This window comes from Streptomyces sp. Y20, assembly GCF_043195475.1.
Taxonomy (GTDB): domain Bacteria; phylum Actinomycetota; class Actinomycetes; order Streptomycetales; family Streptomycetaceae; genus Streptomyces.
On record NZ_JBIDDP010000003.1, the window covers coordinates 48830 to 71400 of the forward strand.

20 protein-coding genes are annotated in these 22571 nt (G+C 72.9%); 11 read left to right on the forward strand and 9 right to left on the reverse strand.

Going from position 1 to position 22571, the window contains the following annotated elements; genetic code table 11:
- Positions 1-35 precede the first annotated feature (35 nt).
- Complete coding sequence (locus tag ACGFT1_RS08540) at positions 36-1145, forward strand: SAM-dependent methyltransferase (RefSeq protein ID WP_373908291.1); 1110 nt, start codon at positions 36-38, stop codon at positions 1143-1145.
- 18 nt (positions 1146-1163) lie between these two features.
- Here ACGFT1_RS08540 and ACGFT1_RS08545 read toward each other — a convergent pair whose 3' ends face one another.
- Positions 1164-2315 carry an NADH-quinone oxidoreductase subunit D gene (locus ACGFT1_RS08545; protein WP_356825632.1) on the reverse strand — a complete coding sequence of 384 codons (1152 nt, stop codon included), beginning with the start codon at positions 2313-2315 and terminating at the stop codon, positions 1164-1166.
- Positions 2316-2346: 31 nt separating this feature from the next.
- Between ACGFT1_RS08545 and ACGFT1_RS08550 the strand changes: the two genes are divergently transcribed.
- Together ACGFT1_RS08550 and ACGFT1_RS08555 are read left to right on the forward strand one after the other, a co-directional pair.
- Positions 2347-2850 carry a PH domain-containing protein gene (locus ACGFT1_RS08550; RefSeq protein ID WP_373908292.1) on the forward strand — a complete coding sequence of 168 codons (504 nt, stop codon included), beginning with the start codon at positions 2347-2349 and terminating at the stop codon, positions 2848-2850.
- A 143-nt stretch (positions 2851-2993) separates the two neighbouring features.
- Positions 2994-4331: a PH domain-containing protein gene (locus ACGFT1_RS08555; protein WP_373908740.1), complete on the forward strand. Its 1338-nt coding sequence runs from the start codon at positions 2994-2996 to the stop codon at positions 4329-4331.
- Positions 4332-4467: 136 nt separating this feature from the next.
- Here ACGFT1_RS08555 and ACGFT1_RS08560 read toward each other — a convergent pair whose 3' ends face one another.
- Together ACGFT1_RS08560 and ACGFT1_RS08565 are read right to left on the reverse strand one after the other, a co-directional pair.
- Positions 4468-5691 (reverse strand): hypothetical protein, encoded by a 1224-nt coding sequence (locus ACGFT1_RS08560; protein ID WP_373908293.1) that lies wholly within the window; start codon positions 5689-5691, stop codon positions 4468-4470.
- A 99-nt stretch (positions 5692-5790) separates the two neighbouring features.
- Positions 5791-6918, reverse strand: coding sequence for an alpha/beta hydrolase (locus ACGFT1_RS08565; protein ID WP_373908294.1), 1128 nt, complete (start codon positions 6916-6918; stop codon positions 5791-5793).
- A gap of 226 nt (positions 6919-7144) precedes the next feature.
- Here ACGFT1_RS08565 and ACGFT1_RS08570 point away from each other — a divergent pair, with 226 nt between their 5' ends.
- The 6 genes from ACGFT1_RS08570 to ACGFT1_RS08595 all read left to right on the forward strand — a co-directional run bounded on the left by ACGFT1_RS08570 (position 7145) and on the right by ACGFT1_RS08595 (position 12386).
- Positions 7145-8959: a phosphatidylglycerol lysyltransferase domain-containing protein gene (locus ACGFT1_RS08570; RefSeq protein ID WP_373908295.1), complete on the forward strand. Its 1815-nt coding sequence runs from the start codon at positions 7145-7147 to the stop codon at positions 8957-8959.
- A gap of 123 nt (positions 8960-9082) precedes the next feature.
- Positions 9083-10045: a dihydropteroate synthase gene (gene folP, locus ACGFT1_RS08575; RefSeq protein ID WP_373908296.1), complete on the forward strand. Its 963-nt coding sequence runs from the start codon at positions 9083-9085 to the stop codon at positions 10043-10045.
- Entirely contained in the window at positions 10042-10575 is a 534-nt protein-coding gene (locus ACGFT1_RS08580; protein WP_373908297.1) for a nuclear transport factor 2 family protein, read from the forward strand. The genes folP and ACGFT1_RS08580 overlap by 4 nt, the downstream gene beginning before the upstream one ends.
- A gap of 274 nt (positions 10576-10849) precedes the next feature.
- Positions 10850-11209, forward strand: a complete 360-nt coding sequence (folB, locus tag ACGFT1_RS08585) for a dihydroneopterin aldolase (RefSeq protein ID WP_373908298.1) — start codon at positions 10850-10852, stop codon at positions 11207-11209.
- Positions 11206-11817, forward strand: a complete 612-nt coding sequence (gene folK, locus ACGFT1_RS08590) for a 2-amino-4-hydroxy-6-hydroxymethyldihydropteridine diphosphokinase (protein ID WP_373908299.1) — start codon at positions 11206-11208, stop codon at positions 11815-11817. Before folB ends, folK begins: the two co-directional genes overlap by 4 nt.
- Before the next feature lie 80 nt (positions 11818-11897).
- Positions 11898-12386, forward strand: coding sequence for a DUF3180 domain-containing protein (locus ACGFT1_RS08595; RefSeq protein ID WP_373908300.1), 489 nt, complete (start codon positions 11898-11900; stop codon positions 12384-12386).
- 25 nt (positions 12387-12411) lie between these two features.
- Here the strand turns inward: ACGFT1_RS08595 and folE are convergent, their stop codons facing one another.
- The 6 genes from folE to dacB all read right to left on the reverse strand — a co-directional run bounded on the left by folE (position 12412) and on the right by dacB (position 20198).
- Positions 12412-13017 carry a GTP cyclohydrolase I FolE gene (folE, locus tag ACGFT1_RS08600; RefSeq protein WP_356821310.1) on the reverse strand — a complete coding sequence of 202 codons (606 nt, stop codon included), beginning with the start codon at positions 13015-13017 and terminating at the stop codon, positions 12412-12414.
- A 134-nt stretch (positions 13018-13151) separates the two neighbouring features.
- Complete coding sequence (gene ftsH / locus ACGFT1_RS08605) at positions 13152-15191, reverse strand: ATP-dependent zinc metalloprotease FtsH (RefSeq protein WP_373908301.1); 2040 nt, start codon at positions 15189-15191, stop codon at positions 13152-13154.
- A 196-nt stretch (positions 15192-15387) separates the two neighbouring features.
- On the reverse strand, positions 15388-15948 hold the full coding sequence (hpt, locus tag ACGFT1_RS08610) for a hypoxanthine phosphoribosyltransferase (protein ID WP_373908302.1): 561 nt from the start codon (positions 15946-15948) through the stop codon (positions 15388-15390).
- Positions 15949-16034: 86 nt separating this feature from the next.
- Positions 16035-17099, reverse strand: a complete 1065-nt coding sequence (gene tilS / locus ACGFT1_RS08615) for a tRNA lysidine(34) synthetase TilS (protein ID WP_373908303.1) — start codon at positions 17097-17099, stop codon at positions 16035-16037.
- 194 nt (positions 17100-17293) lie between these two features.
- Positions 17294-18391 (reverse strand): zinc-dependent metalloprotease, encoded by a 1098-nt coding sequence (locus ACGFT1_RS08620; protein ID WP_373908741.1) that lies wholly within the window; start codon positions 18389-18391, stop codon positions 17294-17296.
- Between the two features lie 202 nt (positions 18392-18593).
- Complete coding sequence (gene dacB, locus ACGFT1_RS08625; protein ID WP_373908304.1) at positions 18594-20198, reverse strand: D-alanyl-D-alanine carboxypeptidase/D-alanyl-D-alanine-endopeptidase; 1605 nt, start codon at positions 20196-20198, stop codon at positions 18594-18596.
- A gap of 79 nt (positions 20199-20277) precedes the next feature.
- On the opposite strand from dacB, the gene ACGFT1_RS08630 reads away from it, so the two are divergent.
- Both ACGFT1_RS08630 and ACGFT1_RS08635 read left to right on the forward strand, forming a co-directional pair.
- Positions 20278-20769, forward strand: a complete 492-nt coding sequence (locus ACGFT1_RS08630; RefSeq protein ID WP_121791090.1) for an inorganic diphosphatase — start codon at positions 20278-20280, stop codon at positions 20767-20769.
- 133 nt (positions 20770-20902) lie between these two features.
- The gene (locus ACGFT1_RS08635) at positions 20903-22558 is read left to right on the forward strand and encodes a threonine/serine exporter ThrE family protein (RefSeq protein ID WP_373908305.1); all 1656 of its coding nucleotides are present in this window, start codon (positions 20903-20905) and stop codon (positions 22556-22558) included.
- Positions 22559-22571 lie beyond the last annotated feature (13 nt).

Sequence of the window (22571 nt, forward strand, 5' to 3'; positions counted from 1 at the left end):
GAGAACCTGATCATCTGTGCGCCTAGTCTGTTCCGGTGGCGGACGAGACGGACGGGACGACGGCAGCGGAGCCGCGCGAGGACCGCGGCCCGCGCGGCTGGCGCTCGGCGGCCGAGGCGGCGCTGTACGGGCCCGGGGGCTTCTACCGGCGCCCCGAGGGCCCGGCGGGCCACTTCCGTACGTCCGTGCACGCCTCCCCGCTGTTCGCGCGGGCGGTGGCCCGGCTGCTGTGCCGGGTCGACGAGGCCCTGGGGCGGCCCGCGGTACTGGACTTCGTCGACCTGGGCGCCGGGCGGGGGGAACTGGTCACCGGGGTGCTCGCCGCGCTGCCGCCCGGGGTGGCGGCACGCGCGCGTGCGTACGCCGTCGAGATCGCCGGCCGCCCGGCCGGCCTGGACCCCCGCGTCATTTGGCGGCACGACCTCCCCGAGGCGGTCACCGGGCTGCTGTTCGCCAACGAGTGGCTGGACAACGTACCCGTGGACGTCGCCGAGGTGGACGGCGCCGGCGTGCCCCGGCTGGTGCTGGTCGCGGCGGACGGCTCCGAGCGGCTCGGCGAGCCCGTGACGGGCCCGGACGCCGACTGGCTCGCACGCTGGTGGCCGCTGCCGGCCGAGGAGGGACTGCGGGCGGAGATCGGGCTGCCCCGGGACCGGGCCTGGGCGTCGGCGGTGGACCGGGTGGCCGCGGGGCTCGCGGTGGCCGTGGACTACGCGCACACCGTTCGCACGCGCCCCCCGTTCGGGACGCTCACCGGTTTCCGGGAGGGCCGCGGGACGACGCCCGTGCCGGACGGGTCCTGCGACATCACGGCACACGTCGCCCTGGACGCGTGCGCGGCGGCGCCCGGGTCCGCCCGGCCGGAGCGGGCGCTGCCCCGCACGGCGCAGGGGGCCGGCGGAACGGCGCGCGTTCCGGGTGCCGCGCGCCTGCTCACGCAACGCGCCGCGCTGCGCGCCCTGGACATCACCGGCGCACGCCCCCCGCTCGCGCTGGCTTCCACGGACCCCGCCGCCTATGTGAGCGCCCTGGCGGGCGCCGGCGAGGCCGCCGAGCTGACCGCCCCGGGCGGTCTCGGCGACTTCGGGTGGCTGCTCCAGCCGGTCGGCATCCCGGACCCCCTGGACCCGGGCGGCCCCCGCTGACCGTGGGCCCCGGGCGGCCTACTTGTCGATGTCGCCGACCACGAAGAACATCGACCCCAGGATCGCCACCATGTCCGCCACCAGCGTCCCCGGCAGCAGCTCGGTCAGCACCTGGATGTTGTTGTACGACGCCGAGCGCAGCTTCAGCCGGTAGGGGGTCTTCTCGCCCTTGCTGACGAGGTAGTAGCCGTTGAGGCCGAGCGGGTTCTCCGTCCACGCGTACGTGTGCCCCTCGGGTGCCTTCAGCACCTTCGGCAGCCGCTGGTTGACCGGCCCGGGCGGCAGCTCCGCGAGCCGGTCCAGACACGCGTCGGCGAGGTCCAGCGCGTTGTGGGTCTGCTCCAGCAGGACCTCGAAGCGGGCGAGGCAGTCGCCCTCGGCGCGGGTGACGACCTTCAGGACGTCCTGGAGGTCGCCGTAGGCCAGGTACGGCTCGTCGCGGCGCAGGTCGAAGTCGACGCCCGAGCCGCGCGCGACGGGACCGCTCACGCCGTAGGCGTGCACCGTCTCGGGCGCCAGCGCCCCGACCCCGCGCGTGCGTCCCCGGAAGATCTCGTTGCCGAGCACCAGGTCGTCGAAGACGTCCATGCGCGAACGCACGGCGGCGACGGCCGCACGCGCGCGTGCGGCCCATCCGGCGGGCAGGTCCTCCTTGAGGCCGCCGACGCGGTTGAACATGTAGTGCACGCGTCCGCCGGAGACCTCCTCCATCACGTTCTGGATCACCTCGCGCTCCCGGAACGCGTAGAACACCGGGGTGATACCGCCGAGCTCCAGTGGGTAGGAGCCGAGGAACATGAGGTGGTTCAGCACCCGGTTCAGCTCGGCGAGCAGGGTGCGCGTCCACACCGCCCGTTCGGGGACCTCCATGCCGAGCATCCGCTCCACGGCGAGGACCACGCCCAGCTCGTTGGAGAACGCCGACAGCCAGTCGTGGCGGTTGGCGAGCATGATGATCTGCCGGTAGTCGCGGGCCTCGAAGAGTTTCTCGGCGCCGCGGTGCATATAGCCGATCACCGGCTCCGCGCGCACGATGCGCTCCCCGTCCAGCACGAGCCTGAGCCGCAGCACACCGTGCGTGGAGGGGTGCTGGGGCCCGATGTTGAGAACCATGTCGGTGCTCTCCGCCGCGCCGCCGATCCCGACCGTGGTCTCCGCCGTAGGGGTCATGGACCCAGTTTCCCCTACGTACGCTGGCCCCATGGAAACGGGGAGCCGGGAAGACGCGGGAACGACGGCGGGCGAGCCGGTGTGGCGGGGGCTGCGGCCCGGCCTGCTGCGCGTGCGCCGGATGCTGCTGGCGGTGTGGGCGGGGGTGCTGGCGCTCGCCACGGGGCTGCTGCTGGGGCTGCTCGTGGGGCCCCCGTGGGCGGCCTGGGCACTGCTGCCCCTGATGTCCGCCGCCTGGTGCTGGCGCCTGCTCGGGCGCAACTGGCGCTCGTGGCGGTACGCCGAGCGCGCCGACGACCTGCTGATCAGCCGCGGTGTCCTGTGGCGCGAGGAGACGGTCGTGCCGTACGGGCGGATGCAGCTGGTGGAGGTGACCTCCGGGCCCGTGGAGCGGCGCTTCGGGCTGGCCACCGTGCAGCTGCACACGGCCGCCGCCGCGACCGACGCGACCATCCCCGGCCTGGACCCGGCCGAGGCGGAACGCCTGCGCGACCGGCTCACCCAGCTGGGCGAGGCACGATCGGCGGGCCTGTGACACCCCGCGGCCACGCCGGCGGCACGGACGGCGGCACGGACGGCGGCATACCGGTGGACCGCGGCGGTCTGGACGGCGGCATACCGGTGGCCGGCGGCGGTCTGCACGGCGGCCTGCAAGACGGAGGCATACCGGACGGCGGCCTGCACGACGCAGGCGTATCCGGCGGCGGCATACCGCGGCAGCCGCCCCCCGCCGAACGCCGGCTGCATCCGGTGACGCCCTTCCGCCGGGCCTGGGCGCCGCTGGCCGTACTGGCCGGCTGGGCGGTGCACGACCCGGGCGGCGCGCAGGAGCAGCTGGTCCGGCTGACCGGTGGCATGCTGCTGCTGGGGGCCGCCGTGGTGGTGCCGGTGGCCGGGCTCTACGGCTTCCTGTCCTGGTGGTTCACGCACTTCGCGGTCACCGGGACCGAACTGCGCATCCGTACGGGCCTGCTGTTCCGGCGCACCGCGCACATCCGGCTGGAGCGCATCCAGGCCGTGGACGTCTCCCGTCCGCTCCTCGCGCGCGTGGCGGGCGTCGCGAAGCTGCGGATCGATGTCGTCGGCGCCGACGACAAGGACGAGCTGGCCTTCCTGGGCGAGCGGGAGGCGCGCGCCCTGCGCGCGGAGCTGCTCGCGCGCGCGGCGGGCTTCGCGCCCGAGACGGCGGCCGGCGTGGGCGAGGCGCCCGCGCGCGAGCTGCTGCACCTGCCCCCAGGGGTGCTCGCGGGCTCCCTGGTGCTGACGGGAGCCACGTGGGTCTCGCTGCTCGGCGCGCTCGTCGTACCCACCGTGCTGTGGCTCGCCACCCACAACGTGTGGACGGTCCTCGCCACCGCCCTGCCCCTGCTCGGCGCGGCCGGCGCGCGCAGCGCGGGCCGCTTCGTCACCGAGTTCGACTGGACGGTGAGCGAGTCGCCGGACGGGCTGCGCATCGACCACGGGCTGCTCGATCGCGCGCACGAGACGGTGCCGCCCGGCCGCGTGCAGACCGTGCGGATCGTGGAGCCGCTGCTGTGGCGCCGGCCGGGCTGGGTGCGGGTGGAACTGGACGTGGCCGGTTCCGCCAACTCGGTGCTGATACCCGTCGCCCCGCGCGAGGTCGCCGAGTCCGTCATCGCGCGCGTGCTGCCCGGCGTGACGGTGCCCCGGGACGCGGCGCGGGTGCCGCGCCGGGCGCGGTGGTGCCTCCCGCTCTGGTGGCGCGGACACCGGCTCGCGGTCACCGGCACGGTGTTCGCCGCCCGGAGCGGCCTGCTGCGCCGCCGGCTCTCGCTGGTCCCGCACGCCAAGGTGCAGAGCGTACGGCTCACCCAGGGCCCCTGGGAGCGTCGCTGGGGGCTCGCGGACATCCACGTGGACACGGGGGCCGGCAAGACCGTCACGGCCCGGCTGCGGGGCGCCGAGGAGGCCGCGCGGCTCCTGGCGGAACAGGCGGAGAGGTCCCGCACGGGCCGCCGGGACGCCCTGCCGGACCGCTGGATGACCACGGGCTGACGGCGCGTCGGCGACCGGCCGCCGACGGCCGGCTTCGCCGGACGACGGCGTCGGGCCCGGCTCCCCCCGCGGGAGGACCGGGCCCGTTCGCCAGGTGCGCCTGGTGCCTTGACGCGTCCGCAGGACTGACGGGGACTCAGGAGGCCGCGCCGCGCAGCCTCTGGACGTCGATCTGCTCGGTCTCGTCGTGCGCCGTCAGGTCGATGACCTGGCCGACACCCCGGGACCGCGCGTCGGCGGGTTTGAACCCGGACTCGGTCTCGGCCTTGTGCACGGCGAGCGCCTCCTGGCCGACGACGTCGGCCAGATCCTCGTTCTGCACGGCGTCCAGCGCTGCCTTCGGCGCGTCCTTCTGGGTGCCGAAGAAGTCGAAGCCGCCCTCGACCGCCGGGCGCCGCGCCGGCGCGACCGGGGCGACGGCCACGGCGGTGGGCACCGTGAAGTGGCCGGCGGGCGGCCGCGCCGCGGGATGCGCGGCCTCGGCCGCCGGCACGGCGTCAGTGTCGGTGATGGCGGCGTCCGTCGGGTCTGCCGCGGTGCCTTCTCCTTCGGCGACGGCCTCCGCCGGTTCACCTGCGGGAGCCACCTCGCCCACGAGAGCCCGCGGCGCGTCGCCCACGGTCCCGGCCTCACCCTCCGCGTCGACCTCGGGCGCGGCGGCGGCCTCCGGCTCGGGCTCCGGGTCGGGCTCGGCGCCCGTTGCCTCCCGGTCGAGCCGGGCCAGGGCCGTCAGGGCCCGCCGGTACAGCCGCGCCCCCTCGGAGGAGAACACCGGGTACCGCGCGGCCGCGCCCGCGGAGGCCGCCCCGCTCCCGGTCTCGTCCGCGGCACCCGGGTCCGCCTCCGGCCGGGCGCTCCGGCCGGGCGGCAGGGCGGGTGAGGAGGAGGGCGCCGGTCCGGGCACGACCGCCTCGATCTCCAGCAGCCGGCGTCCCTCCAGGGCGCTCGCGCGCTCGGTCTCCGCCGTGGCGTACCGGCGCAGGAGGGCCGCGTGCTCGTTGCGCAGGCCCGCCAGTTCGGCGCGCTTGGCCCTGAGCCGCTGCTCCAGCTTCACCCGCAGTTCGCGGGACTCCTCGAGGTCGGTCTCCAGTTCGGCGACCCGTTCCTCGTACCGCCATTCGTCACCGGCACGCGCGCGCGTGAGTTCGGCGACCTGCTTGCCCGCCTGGGTGTCCCAGCGGCGCATCACGACCGCGCCGGCGACCGCGGTCACGGCGGCCACGGCGGCCAGCGCGCGCACCACCGGTGCCTCGGCGGACACCCAGGGGCCCAGCGCGCAGATGACGGACACACCGGCGAGCGCCGAGGGAGGCAACAGCCGGTGCAGAGGCGGGGAATGGCGGTGGCGTCCACGTGGCATGGCCAGAAACTTACCGCCCGTAGGCGAATCATGGGCCCCCGCCCCGTAAAAACACAGCCATGCCGCGTGCTTCACGGGGCGTCAGGGGTGCCACGGGGCTCAGCGGTCGGTGAGCCGCCCGCTGAGCCACTGGAGCGACGGCGGGATCTCGCGCCGCCAGGTGTTGAAGTTGTGCCCGCCGCTGTCGAGGATGATCGACGAGATCCGGGTCAGGTTCGTGGCCTGCACGCGCGCGATGAACTTCATCGTGGCGTTGTAGTTGTGCTCTCCGACCCTGCTGCTGGTCACGAGCAGCGACGTGTCCGGTGCGGACTCGTGCTGGAGGAGCCACGACAGGTCGGCCCGGTTGCGCAGTTCGGCGTCGCCGTGGAAGAGGTCGCCGGTCGTGGGGTCGATCGGCGCCCTGTAGTACGGCGAGAGGCCGGCGCCGGCCGCGTACACGCCGGGGTGGTGCATGGCGAGCTTGAGCGCGCAGTAGCCGCCCGTGGAGTCACCGATGACGCCCCAGCTGCCCGGTCGCTTGCCGGCCCGGTAGTGCGTGAGGACGGCGTCCGGCAGATCCTTCGCGAAAAACGTTTCCGCTTGCGGCCCGCCCGGGATGTCCACGCACTCGGTGTCCCGCGGCGGTGCCACGGTGGGCCGCAGCATGATCAGGATCATCGGCTGCATCCGCCCGTCCTTGGACAGCTGCTGCGCCGTGCGCGGGTAGTTCAGCTTGTCCACCAGCGAGCGCGCCGTGCCGGGGTAGCCGGTCAGCACCACGGCGGCCGGGAACGTACGCGTGCGGTACTGCGGCTGGAAGTACTCCGGCGGCAGGTACACGTACGCCGGGGTGGCGATGTGGGTCGTACGGCCGATGATGTCGACCTTCTGCACCTGTCCGCCGGTCTCGGGCCGCGCGGCGCGCACCCCCGGTACGTCGGAGGTGGAGACCACCTGGAGGGGGCCGCCGGTGCTGCCGTTGGCCGAGTGGTCGATGACGATCCCCTGCTCGGTCTCCTTGCCGAACAGGTCCGCCCAGCTGGCGTAGAAGCCGAAGGCCTGGTTGGTGGCGAGCCCTACGGACGCGAAGAGCGCCAGCTGGGTGGCCAGCATCAGGCCGATCCGTCCGCCTACGGCCCGCCAGCTCCGGCGGGCGAGGCGCGGCCACAGCCACACCGTGCCGACGAACAGCCCGGCGGCGATCGCGATCGCCAGCACCAGCACTTTGTTGCTCGTGAGACCCATGAGCTGTTTCCTGCCTGCGCTTTCCGCTCGTACCCCGCCCACGCTCGTCGCGAAGGCTTGCCCGGGGCTTTCCTTGGCCTTTGACCGGACTTTCCGGTGAGGAGTGAACCTCTCTTGCCGAGACACCGTCCTAGAGGGCGCAATGTCGCCGGATGCCCGATCGGGCCCGGGTTCAAGGTCTCTCGCAGAACTACGGGATGCGATGTCTGTCAGGATAGATGGGGAAATGTCGGGCGAGGTTCCGAGTCGATCAAGCCGGGCGCGGCGAGTGCTGCGCGGCCCGCGCCCCGAGGCCGTCCCCGCTCTGGTCGCCAGGGCCGCCGCGCTCGTGGGCGTCCTGGACATTGCCGCGGGTGTGTTCCCGCGCTTCCGTCACAGCCGTATGCACGCCCTCGCCGAGGTGCTGCCGGGCTCGTTCGGGCCGTTCGCGGCGGCGCTCTCGCTGAGCGCGGGCGTGCTGTTGCTGCTGCTCGCGCACGGACTCAAGCGGCGCAAGCGCCGGGCGTGGCGCGCGGCGGTCGCGCTGCTGCCGGCGGGCGCGGTGGCGCAGTTCGCGTACCGGCACTCGATCGTCGGCATGCTCATCGCGTTCGTACTGCTGGTGCCGCTGCTGCGCCACCGGGACCAGTTCGCCGCCCTCCCGGACCCGCGCAGCAGGTGGCGGGCGCTCGCCAACTTCGTGCTCATGAGCGCCGGTTCCCTCGTTCTCGGCATGGTCATCGTCAGCGTCCACCCCGACCGGACGATCGGCGACCCGAGCCTGGCCGATCGGCTGACGCACGTCATCTACGGCCTGTTCGGCTTCGAGGGCCCGGTCGACTACCAGGGCAACACCTCCTGGACCGTCGCCTTCTCCCTCGGCGCGCTCGGCTGGATCACCGCCGTCACCACCATCTACCTGGCCTTCCGTCCCGAACACCCGGCCGCCCGCCTCACCGAGGAGGACGAGGGCAGGCTGCGCGCGCTCCTGGAGAAGCACGGCCGGCGCGACTCGCTCGGCCACTTCGCGCTGCGCCGTGACAAGGCCGTCGTGTTCTCGCCCAGCGGCAAGGCCGCGGTCACCTACCGGGTCGTGTCCGGCGTGATGCTCGCCAGCGGCGACCCCATCGGGGACGTCGAGGCGTGGCCGGGCGCCATCGAACGCTTCATGGACGAGGCCAGGGCCCACTCCTGGACCCCCGCCGTGATGGGCTGCTCGGAGACGGGCGGCGAGGTGTGGACCCGCGAGACCGGCCTGGACGCCCTGGAACTGGGCGACGAGGCGGTGGTGGACGTGGCGGATTTCTCGCTCGCCGGACGCGCGATGCGCAACGTGCGCCAGATGGTCAAGCGCATCGAGCGGGCCGGCTACGAAACCCGGGTGCGGCGTATCCGTGACGTCGGCGACGCCGAGCTGGAGCGGATCCGCCGCGCCGCGGAGGACTGGCGGGGCACCGACACCGAGCGCGGCTTCTCCATGGCGCTCGGCCGCATCGGCGACCCGTCCGACGGTGACTGCCTGATCGCCACCGCGCACAAGGCCGACGACGCGGCGGGCGAGTACGGCGACCTGAAGGCGATCCTGCACTTCGTGCCCTGGGGCGGGGACGGCGTCTCGCTGGACCTGATGCGCCGTGACCGCAGCGCCGACCCGGGCATGAACGAACTGCTGATCGTCGCCGCCCTCCAGGACGCACCGAAGCTCGGCATCGCCCGGGTCTCGCTGAACTTCGCGATGTTCCGCTCCGCCCTCGCGCGCGGCGAGAAGATCGGCGCCGGTCCGGTGCTGCGCGCCTGGCGCGGGCTGCTGGTGTTCCTCTCGCGCTGGTTCCAGATCGAGTCGCTGTACAAGTTCAACGCCAAGTTCCAGCCGCGCTGGGAGCCCCGGTTCGTGGTCTACCGGGCCTCCGGCGACCTGCCCCGCATCGGTTTCGCCGCCATGCAGGCGGAGGGTTTCGTCAACCTCGCCCTGCCGCTGCCGCGCTTCCTGCGCCGGCGCAGGACGGCCGCCCAGCGCCCCTGCGCGCACGCGATGGGCGAACGGGACGTCCGGGCGGCCTGAGTCCGGGCCGGACGGAGTACGGCGATGGGACCGGCCCGGGCGGAAGCCCCACCCCTGCGGCACGAGGGCGTCCGCCCGGGTCGCCGCGCGTTCCCGGCCCCCTGCTGGGCCTACGCTGAACGTATGAACAACCTCAGCGGGCGCGGCCGAGTGGCCGGCCTTCCGGCATGGGACCGGTGCGCGGTCATGGGGGTCGTGAACGTGACCCCCGACTCCTTCTCCGACGGCGGCCGCTGGTTCGACACGACCGCCGCCGTCAAACACGGCCTCGGTCTGGTGGCCGAGGGCGCGGACCTGATCGACGTCGGCGGCGAGTCCACCCGGCCCGGGGCCACGCGCGTGGACGAGGCGGAGGAACTGCGGCGGGTCATCCCGGTGGTGCGCGGCCTCGCCTCCGAGGGCGTCGCCGTCTCCGTGGACACCATGCGCGCGTGTGTCGCCGAACAGTCACTCGCGGCCGGCGCCGCCCTCGTCAACGACGTCAGCGGCGGCCTGGCCGATCCCGCGATGATCCCGGTGGTCGCCGAAGCCGGCGCCCCGTTCGTCGTCATGCACTGGCGGGGCTTCCTCCAGGGCGGCAACGCCGGGGGCGTCTACGAGGACGTCGTCACCGAAGTCGTGGACGAGCTGCACGCGCGCGTGGAGGCCGTGCTGGCGGGCGGCGTCGCCCCCGACCGCATCGTCGTCGACCCCGGCCTCGGCTTCTCCAAGGAGGCCGGTCACGACCTGGCCCTCCTCGCCCACCTCGACCGCCTGCGCGCTCTCGGCCACCCCCTGCTGGTCGCTGCCTCCCGCAAGCGGTTCCTCGGCCGGGTCCTCGCCGGACCCGGGGGCGCGCCCCCGCCCGCCCGGGAGCGCGACGCCGCCACGGCCGCCGTGTCCGCGCTCGCCGCCCAGGCCGGCGCGTGGGCGGTGCGCGTGCACGAGGTGCGCGCCACCGCGGACGCCGTACGGGTGGCACGGGCCGTGGAGGGAGCGCGTACGGCGGGGACGGCGCCGGGCTCCGGGGGCGGGCGCGAGGCGCCACCGGGGACAGCGCACGCGCCGGGCGCCGAAGGCGAGCGCGGGGCGGAAGGAGACCGGTGAGCGCCCCCCATACCGATGTCGAGCAGGTCGAGGCCGCCAACACCGCCTTCTACGAGGCTCTGGAGCGCGGTGATTTCGACGAGGTCTCCGCGCTCTGGCTGGCCCCCGTCGACCTGGGCGTGGACGAGACGTACCACGACCCCGCGGACACCGGCGTCGTCTCCTGCGTGCACCCCGGCTGGCCGGTGCTCACCGGCCGCGGAGAGGTCCTCAGGTCGTACGCCCTGATCATGGCGAACACCGACTACATCCAGTTCTTCCTCACCGACGTGCACGTCTCCGTCACCGGTGACACCGCGCTCGTGTCCTGCACCGAGAACATCCTCAGCGGTGGACCCGCCCCGGAGGAGGGCGCGGAACTCGGGCCGCTGGTCGGGCAGCTCGTGGTCGCCACGAACGTGTTCCGGCGCACGCCCGCCGGCTGGAAGCTCTGGTCCCACCACGCCTCCCCCGTCCTGGCCGAGACCGACGACGAGGACGACGAGGAGAACGTGAACGGCGTGGATCCGGGCGACGAGCCCCTCGCCTGAGCGGCCGAGGGCCCGGCGGACCCTCGGCACGCAGGAGAGCGGGACGGGGACGGAGAGTGATTGGAATCACCCGCCGGGGGTATGAGCGGCTACCAGCCGCCGGCACGGCCGGGTTCCCCGGGGAAACATCCGGTGAACCCTCCGCGCCGCGGACCGGCCCCAGGCCCCCGCGGCCCGGCTCTGCCGGTGCCCGCGGGTAGATTCGTCCAAGGCCGGTGTACCGCCCGCACGCGGTACCGACCGGCCGTTCCCGACGATTGCAGGAGTGATTCGCGTGGATCGTGTCGCGCTGCGCGGCCTGAAGGCCCGCGGGCACCACGGTGTGTTCCCCAGGGAGCGCGAGGAGGGCCAGACCTTCATCGTGGACCTCGTCCTCGGCCTGGACACCCGGCCGGCGGCGGCCGACGACGACCTGGCGAAGACCGTGCACTACGGCATCGTCGCCGAGGAGGTCGCGGCCGTGGTCGAGGGCGAGCCGGTGAACCTCATCGAGACGCTCGCCGAGCGCATCGCCCGGACCTGCCTGGAGCACGAGGGCGTCCGGGAGGTCGAGGTCTGCGTCCACAAGCCCGACGCACCGATCACCGTCCCCTTCGACGACGTGACCGTCACCATCACCCGGAGCCGAGTATGACCCGACCTTTCCGCCAGGGTCAGAGCGACCCCACCGTCCAGCCGGTGCCCGCCTCGGTCGTCGAGAAGGTGGACGCCGCCGACACGACCCTGCACAACCCGCAGTGGGCCGTCGTCTCCATCGGCTCCAACCTCGGCAACCGCCTGGAGACCCTCCAAGGTGCCGTCGACGCCCTGGAGGACACTCCGGGCGTGCGCGTGAAGGCGGTCTCCCCGGTCTACGAGACGGAGCCGTGGGGCGTGGCTCCCGGCAGCCAGCCGTCGTACTTCAACGCGGTCGTGGTCCTGAAGACGACCCTGCCCCCGGACTCCCTGCTGGAGCGTGCGCACGCCGTCGAGGAGGCCTTCCACCGCGTCCGGGACGAACGCTGGGGCCCGCGCACGCTGGACGTCGACATCGTGGCCTACGCGGACGTCACCTCCGACGACCCGCACCTCACCCTGCCCCATCCGCGCGCCCACGAGCGTGCCTTCGTGCTCGCGCCCTGGCACGACGTCGATCCGCAGGCGCGGCTCACCGGCCGCGGCACGGTGGCCGATCTGCTGTCCGCCGTCACCCGTGACGGTGTGGAACCGCGCGAGGACCTGGAACTCCGCCTGCCCGAGTAGTCGTTAAGGTCGAGACGGGTCAGGACCGAGACCCACCACGACCACACACCGGGACGGTCCGGGGGAACTGAAGGGACACCGTGAGAGAGCTGCGCATCAGGGTGCTGGTCGGCGTGTTCGTCGTGGCCGCGATCCTGTCCTGGGCGGGCGCCCGCCTCTGGAACTCGATCGGGACCCTGCCCAGCGTCCCCCTGGCCGCCCCCGTCGTGCTCGCGCTGATCGCGGTGGTGCTGCTCGCCACGGCGCTCTCGCTGCGCGCCCGGCTCAGGGCCCAGCGCGAGCGCCGGCCCGGCGCCAAGGGGGTCGACCCGCTGATGGCGGCCCGGGCGGTCGTCTTCGGCCAGGCCAGCGCCCTGGTGGCCGCGCTCGTCGCCGGGATGTACGGCGGCACGGGCGTCTTCCTGCTGGAGCTGCTGGACATCCCGGCCCGCCGCGACCAGGCGCTCTACGCCGGTTTCTCGCTCCTGGCCTGCCTCGGCGTGATAGCGGCCGCCCTCTTCCTGGAGCGGGTGTGCAAGCTCCCCGAGGACGACGACCAGAACCCGACGGGAGCGGAACCGGCGGCCTGACCGCCGGCCCGCGCCACCGGCGTGTTCAGCGCGCCATGATGAGGCTCATCGCCTCGTTGCGGGTCGCCGCGTCCCGGAGCTGGCCGCGCACCGCGGACGTTATGGTCTTCGCGCCCGGCTTGCGGATGCCGCGCATGGACATGCACATGTGCTCGCACTGGATGACCACGATGACGCCCCGCGGCTCCAGGATGCTCATCAGGGAGTCCGCGATCTGCGTGGTGAGCCGTTCCTGGACCTGCGGCCGGCGGGCGTAGACGTCCACCAGCCGGGCCAGCTTCGACAGGCCCGTGATCTTGCCGGCCTCGGACGGGATGTAGCCGACGTGGGCGACGCCCCGGAACGGCACCAGGTGGTGCTCGCACGTCGAGTACACCTCGATGTCCTTCACCAGGACCATCTCGTCGTGCCCCAGGTCGAACGTCGTCGTCAGGACGTCCTCGGGCTGCTGCCACAGACCGGCGAAGATCTCCTTGTACGCGCGCGCGACCCGCGCCGGCGTCTCCCGAAGGCCTTCGCGATCCGGGTCCTCACCGACCGCGATCAGCAGTTCCCGTACGGCGTTCTCGGCGCGCTTCTCGTCGAACTCACCGATGGGCCCCTGGCCGTCCAGCGTCACCGGGTCGGTCATCTGGGTTCCTCGTTCCTGTGCCTTGCACGCGTGTCGGGCACGCGCTCTACGTCTGCGGGCATGCGCAACGCCGCGCCCCCCAGGCTAGAACCTGGGGGGCGCGGCACGCATTCCGGGCCGGTCGGCCGGAAGGATCAGCTCTCGGAGCGGTCCTCCGGGGTCTGCTCCGTGACCGGGGCGGACTCCGTGGCGGTGGACTTGACCGTGCTGATCGACGCCGACGCGCCGTTCGCACCGTTCGTCAGCGCCAGCTCCTTGGGGGAGAGCACCGGCGGGCGGGTGGACGGGGTGCGGCGGGAGGAGCCGGTCCAGGCGGGGCGCGGCGGGCGCTTGACGATGGTGGCGAAGACCTCGGCGATCTCCTCCTTGCCCAGCGTCTCCTTCTCCAGCAGCTGCAGAACGAGGTTGTCGAGCACGTCGCGGTTCTCGACCAGGATCTCCCAGGCCTCGTTGTGCGCCGTCTCGATGAGCTTCTTGACCTCTTCGTCGACGAGCGCGGCGACCTCTTCCGAGTAGTCGCGCTGGTGCGCCATCTCGCGGCCGAGGAACGGCTCGCTGTTGTCGCCGCCGAACTTGATCGCGCCGAGCCGCTCGGTCATGCCGTACTGCGTGACCATCGCGCGGGCCAGGTTGGTGGCCTTCTCGATGTCGTTCGCGGCACCGGTGGTCGGGTCGTGGAAGACCAGTTCCTCGGCCGCCCGGCCGCCCAGCATGTAGGCGAGCTGGTCGAGCATCTCGTTGCGGGTGGTCGAGTACCTGTCCTCGTCCGGCAGGACCATCGTGTAGCCCAGGGCACGGCCGCGGGACAGGATCGTGATCTTGTGGACCGGGTCGGAGTTCGGCGAGGCCGCCGCGACCAGGGCGTGACCGCCCTCGTGGTACGCGGTGATCTTCTTCTCCTTGTCCGACATGATCCGGGTCCGCTTCTGCGGACCCGCGACCACGCGGTCGATGGCCTCGTCCAGCGCCTTGTTGTCGACCAGCTTCTGGTCACCGCGGGCGGTGAGCAGCGCTGCCTCGTTCAGCACGTTGGCGAGGTCGGCACCGGTCATGCCCGGCGTACGGCGGGCGACCGCGGCCAGGTCGACGTCGGGCGCGACCGGCTTGCCCTTCTGGTGGACCTTGAGGATCTCCAGACGGCCCTGGAGGTCCGGCGGGTCGACCGCGATCTGGCGGTCGAAGCGGCCGGGGCGCAGGAGTGCCGGGTCGAGGATGTCCGGTCGGTTGGTGGCGGCGATCAGGATGACGCCGCCCTTGACGTCGAAACCGTCCATCTCGACGAGCAGCTGGTTCAGGGTCTGCTCGCGCTCGTCGTGACCGCCGCCGAGGCCGGCGCCGCGGTGGCGGCCGACCGCGTCGATCTCGTCGACGAAGACGATCGCCGGGGCGTTCGCCTTGGCCTGCTCGAACAGGTCACGGACGCGGGAGGCACCGACACCGACGAACATCTCGACGAAGTCGGAACCGGAGATCGAGTAGAAGGGGACGCCCGCCTCGCCGGCGACGGCGCGCGCGAGCAGGGTCTTGCCGGTACCCGGGCGGCCGTACAGCAGCACGCCCTTGGGGATCTTGGCGCCGACGGCCTGGAACTTGGCCGGCTCCTGGAGGAACTCCTTGATCTCCTGGAGCTCCTCGACGGCCTCGTCACAGCCGGCGACGTCGGAGAAGGTCGTCTTGGGGGTGTCCTTGGTGATGAGCTTCGCCTTGGACTTCCCGAAGTTCATGACCCGGGAGCCGCCGCCCTGCATCTGGTTCATCAGGAACAGGAAGACGACCACGATCAGGACGAAGGGCAGCAGCGACAGCAGAACGCCGAGGAACGGGTTCTGCTTGGACGGCGCGACGGTGTAGCCGTCCGTGATCTGCTTGTCCTGGTACTTGGTCTGGAGCGTGCCGGCGATGGTCACGCCCTGGTCGCCGATGTAGCTCGCCTGGATCTTCGAGCTGCCCTGGACCTTGTAACCGTCCTTGAGGGTGACCTTGATGCTCTGCTCGTCACCGGTGGTGAGCTTGGCCGACTCGACCTTGTTCGCGTTGATCGCCGCCACGACCTGGCCGGTGTCCACCGTCTTGTAGCCGCCGGACGAGCCGACGACCTGCATCAACACGACCACGGCAAGGACGGCCAGCACGATCCACATGACCGGCCCACGGAAGTATCGCTTCACGTCCATCCATACGGAGCGGTGCCGCCCCGTCCCTCCTGCCATAGTGAGTTTGATAAGACAGTTCTTCTGACGGTACCCCAGCATTGTTGCCCGAAGCCGCACGGAGCCGTTTCGACGGCCGGGAAAACCCGTCTCTGCAAGCTTCAACGGCGCAGGACCCGCTGGGGTTCCCGATCATCCCGCCCGGCTTGAGCCGACTGGCTCAGCCGCCGTAGACGTGGGGCGCGAGCGTCCCGACGAACGGCAGGTTCCGGTACTTCTCGGCGTAGTCGAGGCCGTAGCCGACGACGAACTCGTTCGGGATGTCGAAGCCGGCCCACTCCACGTCGATGGCGACCTTCGCGGCGTCCGGCTTGCGCAGCAGCGTGCACACCTTCAGCGACGCGGGCTCACGGGAGCCGAGGTTGTTGATCAGCCAGGACAGGGTCAGCCCGGAGTCGATGATGTCCTCGACGATCAGGACGTGCCGGCCCTTGATGTCGGTGTCGAGGTCCTTGAGGATGCGCACGACACCGGAGGACTGGGTGCCCGCGCCGTAGGACGACACGGCCATCCAGTCCATGGTGACGGGGGTGGACAGCGCCCGGGCGAGGTCGGCCATGACCATCACCGCGCCCTTGAGGACGCCCACGAGCAGCAGATCCTTGCCCGCGTACTCCGCGTCGATCTTCGCGGCCAGCTCGGCCAGCTTGGCGTCGATCTCTTCTTTGGTGATGAGCACCCGCTGGAGGTCGGCACCCATGTCTTTCGCGTCCACCCGCATCACTTTCGGTCGTCCCGCACTTACGGCCGCATGCACGGCCACCGGCTGCCCGGCCCGCCGGAGGGTCGCTCCGGGAGGGGCCGGATTCAGCCTTGCCGAATCACCAGTCTGCCACCCTGGCGCTGGGCGACGACTTTGCCCGGGAGATTGATGGCCCCCTGGCCGCGCCAGCCGGTGATCAGGCGGTCGACTTCCTCGATGTGGCGGGCGAACAGCGAACCGGCCGGGGCGCCGGCCTCGATGGCCGCGCGGCGCAGGATCCGGCGGCGCACGGCGGGCGGGAGGGCGTACAGCTTGGCGCACTCCAGCAGACCCGCCGCGTCCCGCACGGCGGCCTCGGCCTGGCCGGCCCAGGCGTCCAGGGCGTCGGCGTCGTCGCGGGACAGCTGGGCGGTGCGGGCGAGCGCCTCCACGACGCCCTTGCCGAGGGCCTTCTCCAGGGCGGGCAGGCCCTCGTGCCGGAGCCGGGAGCGGGTGTAGGCGGGGTCGGCGTTGTGCGGGTCGTCCCAGACGGGGAGGGACTGGACCATGCAGGCCTTGCGGGCGGTCTGCCGGTCGAGGTGCAGGAAGGGCCGCCGGTAACGGCCGCCGGCCCCCGAGACCGCGGCCATGCCGGACAGGGAACGGGTGCCGGAGCCGCGGGCGAGACCCAGCAGGACGGTCTCGGCCTGGTCGTCGCGGGTGTGGCCGAGCAGGACGGCGGTGGCGTCGTGGCGTTCGGCGGCGGCGTCGAGGGCGGCGTAGCGGGCGTCGCGGGCGGCGGCCTCGGGTCCGCCCTCACGGCCGACGGTCACGGCGACGGTGTCGACCGGGCCGAGGCCCAGCTCGCGCAACCGCAGGGCGACCTCGTCGGCGCGCAGTCCCGAACCGGGCTGGAGGCCGTGGTCGACGGTGACCCCGCCGGCGCGGATGCCGAGTCTGGGGGCCTCGAAGGCGAGGGCGGAGGCGAGTGCCATGGAGTCGGCACCGCCGGAGCACGCGACGAGGACGAGCGGGGAGGAGGGCCGCTCGGCCGTCCGGCCGGGCCGCTCGCGCTCGCCGGGGGCCTGCCGGCCCGGGTACGCGCCGGAGGTCTGGTGGTCGTTCAGGATGTCGTGGAGGACGCGGCGAACCGCCAGGCGTATCGCCGCGACCGCAGGATGGGGACCCATGTCCGGTTCCCTTCATGAAGTTTTCCGGGGGTGAGCCCGAGCCGGTCACACAGAGTGTGTAGATGGTGACAGAAGCAGGCCGTTCCCCGAGCATTGCACGCCTACGCATGGCCCACGGTCCCTCGGACGGGTGATTGAGGGCGCGTTCGCCCGCCGTCGGCCGGATTCGTGTCACGGCACCCGGGTACGGATCACTACTCGGCCTTGCGGTGCACCCGGGTGACCCAGTCGGCCGGCTGCGCGATCTCGGCCTTGGTGGGCAGGGTGTTGGGCGAGGTCCACACGCGGTTGAAGCCGTCGACGCCGACCTGGTCGACGACCGCCCGCACGAACCGTTCGCCGTCCCGGTACTGCTTGAGTTTGGCATCCAGACCCAGCAGCTTGCGCAGGGCGACGTCCAGCCGGGAGGCGCCCTTGGCCCGGCGCTGCTGGAACTTCTCGCGGATCTCCGAGACGGTCGGCACGACGCTGGGTCCGACGCCGTCCATGACGTAGTCGGCGTGGCCCTCCAGCAAGGACATCACGGCGGTCAGGCGGCCGAGGATCTCCCGCTGGGCGGGCGTCTGCACCAGCTCCACGAAGGAGCGGCCGCCGTCCTCCTCCTCGGCCTCGGGACGGCCGCCGGCCAGGGACTGGGCGGCTTCCCGGATGCGCTCCAGGAAGGTCATCGGGTCCACGTCGGTCTCGGCCAAGAACGACTGGATTTCGCCCTCCAGATGGTCGCGGAGCCAGGGCACGGCGGTGAACTGCGTGCGGTGGGTCTCCTCGTGCAGGCACACCCACAGCCGGAAGTCGTGCGGCTCCACGTCGAGTTCGCGCTCCACGTGGACGATGTTGGGGGCGACGAGCAGCAGCCGGCCACCGCCGTTCGCGCCGGCCGGGAGGTCGTGGGCGGCGGGGGCGAAGGTCTCGTACTGGCCGAGGACGCGGGAGGACAGGAACGACAGGAGCATGCCGAGCTCCACGCCGGTGACCTTGCCGCCGACGGCGCCGAGGACGGCGCTGCCCGGGTTGCCGCCACGCCGTTCCTGCATCTTCTCCAGGAGCGGTTTGAGGATCTCCCGGAACCCGGCGACGTTGGCGCGGACCCAGCCGGGCCGGTCCACGACGAGGACGGGGGTGTCGTGGATCTCCCCGGTGCCCATCCGGGTGAAGCCCCGGACGTGTTCCTCCGAGGCCTTGGCGTGCCGGCGCAGTTCCGCGACGACGGCCCGGGCCTCGTCACGGCTGACGTCGGGGCCCGGCCGTACGAGCCGTGTCGCGGTCGCCACCGCGAGGTTCCAGTCGACCATCCCGGGAGATGCGGTGCCACCGAAGCCAGTCATGCGTCAACGGTACGTGAGCGGCCCCCGTTGGGGCAGGCCGTGGACCCCGGCGGGATCACGGGCGGCCGGCCGGCCGCGGCGGGAACCGTACGGCCGGCCCACGCGCGCGTGCCGAGCCGGTGACGCCGCGGACGCGCGTGCCGGGCCCCCGCCACCCGGGGCACCGGCCCTACCGGCAGCCGCAGCCCGCGAGTGCCGTCGCCGCGGCGTCCAGGGCCGACTGCGCCTGGTCCGGGTCGGTCGTGCGCGAGGCCAGGAAGGCGAAGGCGAGGAGGCGGCCGTCCTGGTCGACGACCGTGCCGGCGAGGGTGTTCACGCCGGTCAGGGTGCCGGTCTTGGCGCGTACGACCCCGGCCGCGCCGTCGGTGTAGCGGGTGCTCAGGGTGCCGGTGAAACCGGCGACGGGAAGGCCGGTGAGGACGGGGCGGAGGCCGGGCCGGGCCGGGTCGCCCGCCTTGACCAGGAGCGCGGTGAGGAGGTCCGCCGTCAGCCGGTCGGCGCGGTCGAGGCCGCTGCCGTCGTGGAAGGCGGCCCCCGACATGGGCAGGCCGAGCTTGCGCAGCTGGGTGGTGATCGCCCGGGCGCCGCCGGCGAAGCTCGCGGGGTCGCCGCCGGCGAGGGCGGTCTGGCGGGCCAGGGCCTCGGCGATGTCGTTGTCGCTGTTGGTGAGCATGCGCTCGACCAGGGCGGACAGCGGGGGCGAGGAGACGGTGGCGAGGGTCTGCGCGCGCGTGCTGGCCCTGGACGGGCCGGGGGACGTGGTGGTGACGCCGGCGTCCTTGAGGAAGCCCGCGAACCTCGCCGCCGCGTCCGCCGCCGGGTCGCTCACGCGGGGCGCCGGCCCGGCGGCGGAGCCGTCCGCACGGCCCTCGTCGACGGCCAGCGCGCTGACCGGGGCGAGGTTGTCGTTGACGCCGATGGGGTGCAGGGCGGAGCCGGTGTAGAGGGTGGTGTCGTAGGAGAGGGTGATCTCGTGGATGCCGCGCCGGTGCAGGGCCTTCGCGGTGTCCGCCGCCAGGGTGCGCAGGCCGGCCCATCCCCCGCCGGCTTCCGGGTGCGCGGTCAGGGTGGGGTCGCCGCCGCCGACCAGGACGAGCTCCCGGGTGTCGGGTTCGAGGGCGGCGCGGGTGGTGAGGCGGTGGTCGGGGCCGAGGGCGGAGAGGGCGGCGACGGCGGTGGCGATCTTGGTGGTGGAGGCGGGGGTGAGGGCCTTGCCGGCGCCGGAGCCGTAGAGGCGGGTGCCGGTCGCGACGTCGACGACGGCCCCCGCGCGGTCGTCACCGAGCGCGGGGGCGTCCAGGAGCGGTTTCAGGACGTCCGGGAGGGCCCTGCCGCCCGAGGGTGCCTTCCGGGTGCCGACGGCGCCCCCGGTGCCGCCCAGGCCCGTCAGGACGGGCGCGGCGCTCGGCGCGGGCCGGAGTGCCCCCGCGGCCGTACCGGAACGGCCGTGATCTGCGCCACCTGATCCCTCCAGTGCGGCGGCGCGGTCCCCCTCGGCCGTACGCTGACCGTTGGCGTCCCAGGGACCGGCCACGGTCACCACGCCGGCGGCCAGCACCAGGCCGGCGGTGGCGGCGCCCGCGGTGTACTGCCAGGTCCTGACGGTCCGCGGACGGGAGAGGTGCGCAGGTGTGACCCGCACGGCCTTCGTCAGCCGCGCGATCCGCGGCCCGGCTGCCGTCGCGGCGCGCGCCAGACGTGGTCGTACGGCGTTCGCGATCCGCGCCACCTGCGGTCTCGCGGCCCGCCAAGGCCCCAGTACTGGCACGACCACCAGCCCCTTTCGCGATCACACACCTGCGTGAGGGACACTTAACCACCAGAACTATGTGCTGATCATGGAGGAGCCACCGGTGGAGTTCGACGTCACGATCGAGATCCCGAAGGGTTCGCGGAACAAGTACGAGGTGGACCACGAGACCGGTCGGATCCGCCTGGACCGTCGCCTCTTCACCTCGACCGCCTATCCGACCGACTACGGCTTCGTCGAGAACACCCTCGGCGAGGACGGCGACCCGCTGGACGCGCTGGTCATCCTGGACGAGCCGACCTTCCCGGGTTGCCTCATCCGGTGCCGCGCGATCGGCATGTTCCGGATGACGGACGAGGCCGGCGGCGATGACAAGCTGCTGTGCGTCCCGGCCACCGACCCGCGTGTGGAGCACCTGCGCGACATCCACCACGTGTCGGAGTTCGACCGCCTGGAGATCCAGCACTTCTTCGAGGTGTACAAGGACCTGGAGCCCGGCAAGTCGGTCGAGGGCGCGAACTGGGTCGGCCGTACGGACGCCGAGATCGAGATCGAGCGGTCGTACAAGCGGTTCAAGGAGCAGGGCGGCCACTGAGCCCGTACTCCGCTGAACGGGCCGCACGCGCACGCGTGCGGCCCGTTTCGCATGCGGGCAGGTGTGCGGCCCGTCCGGGTACGTGTGCGCATACTGAGGCTTACGGAATGTGTCGTTCAGGGAGCGGTTCGAGGTGACGGAGACGGAGGACCGGAAACCGCGGTCCGACGAGGCGAGGTACGACCCGGAGATCACGTCCGAGTTCGCCGTTCCCCGGGGTCTGGACGTTCCCAGGGCCGGTGGGGAGCCGGAGACGACGTCCGAGTTCGCGGTGCCCGACGGACTCCACACGCCGCATCCGCCCAGTGCCGAACCGGAGAGGTCCGCGTTCAGCACGCCCAGCACCTACGACGCGAAGAGCCCGCCGGCCGCGTTCACACCGGCCGCCGGGGTGCCGCTGGTCAGCCTGGTCAAGGACGCGCCCTGGCAGGACCGCATGCGCACCATGCTGCGCATGCCGGTGACCGAGCGGCCGGCACCGGAGCCGGTGCAGCGCGTGGAGGAGGAGGGCCCGGCCGTCCCGCGCGTGCTGGACCTGACCCTGCGTATCGGAGAGCTCCTGCTCGCCGGCGGCGAGGGCGCGGAGGACGTGGAGGCCGCGATGTTCGCGGTGTGCCGTTCCTACGGCCTGGACCGGTGCGAGCCGAACGTCACCTTCACCCTGCTGTCGATCTCCCACCAGCCGTCGCTGGTGGAGGACCCCGTGACGGCGTCCCGGACGGTACGGCGGCGGGGCACCGACTACACGCGTCTGGCTGCCGTCTTCCGGCTCGTGGACGACCTGACGGACCAGGAGACGCACGTCTCCCTGGAGGAGGCCTACCGGCGCCTGGCGGAGATCCGCCGCAACCGGCACCCGTACCCCGGCTGGGCACTGACCCTCGCGAGCGGACTGCTGGCCGGCGCGGCCTCCATCCTGGTCGGCGGTGACCCGATCGTGTTCCTCGCGGCGGCCGTCGGCGCGATGCTCGGCGACCGGCTCGCGTGGCTGTGCGCGGGACGCGGACTGCCGGAGTTCTACCAGTTCACGGTCGCCGCGATGCCGCCCGCGGCGATCGGGGTGGCGCTGACGCTGGCGCACGTGGACGTGAAGGCGTCCGCCGTGATCACCGGTGGGCTGTTCGCGCTGCTGCCCGGGCGGGCGCTGGTGGCGGGCGTACAGGACGGGCTGACGGGCTTCTACATCACGGCGTCGGCGCGGCTGCTGGAGGTCATGTACTTCTTCGTCGGCATCGTCGTCGGGGTCCTGGTGGTCCTGTACTTCGGCGTGCAGGTCGGCGGTGAGCTGAACCCGGACGCGGCGCTGGGCATCTCCAAGCGCCCGCTGATCCAGATCGTGGCCTCCATGCTGCTGTCGCTCACCTTCGCGGTGCTGCTCCAGCAGGAACGGTCCACCGTGCTCTGGGTGACCCTCAACGGGGGTGTCGCCTGGTCGGTGTACGGCGCGATGTACTACGCGGGAGGCATCTCGCCCGTGGCGTCCACGGCCGTGGCGGCCGGGCTCGTCGGTCTTTTCGGGCAGTTGCTGTCCCGGTACCGGTTCGCCTCGGCGCTGCCGTACACGACCGCGGCGATCGGGCCGCTGCTGCCCGGCTCGGCGACCTACTTCGGGCTGCTGTCCATGGCCCAGAACAACGTCGACAAGGGGCTGGTGTCGCTGGCCAAGGCCGCGTCACTGGCGATGGCCATCGCCATCGGGGTCAACCTGGGGTCGGAGATCTCGCGGCTGTTCCTGCGCGTCGGCTCGGCCGGCAAGCGCCGGGCCGCGAAGCGCACCAGGGGCTTCTGAGCGTCCGGCGCCC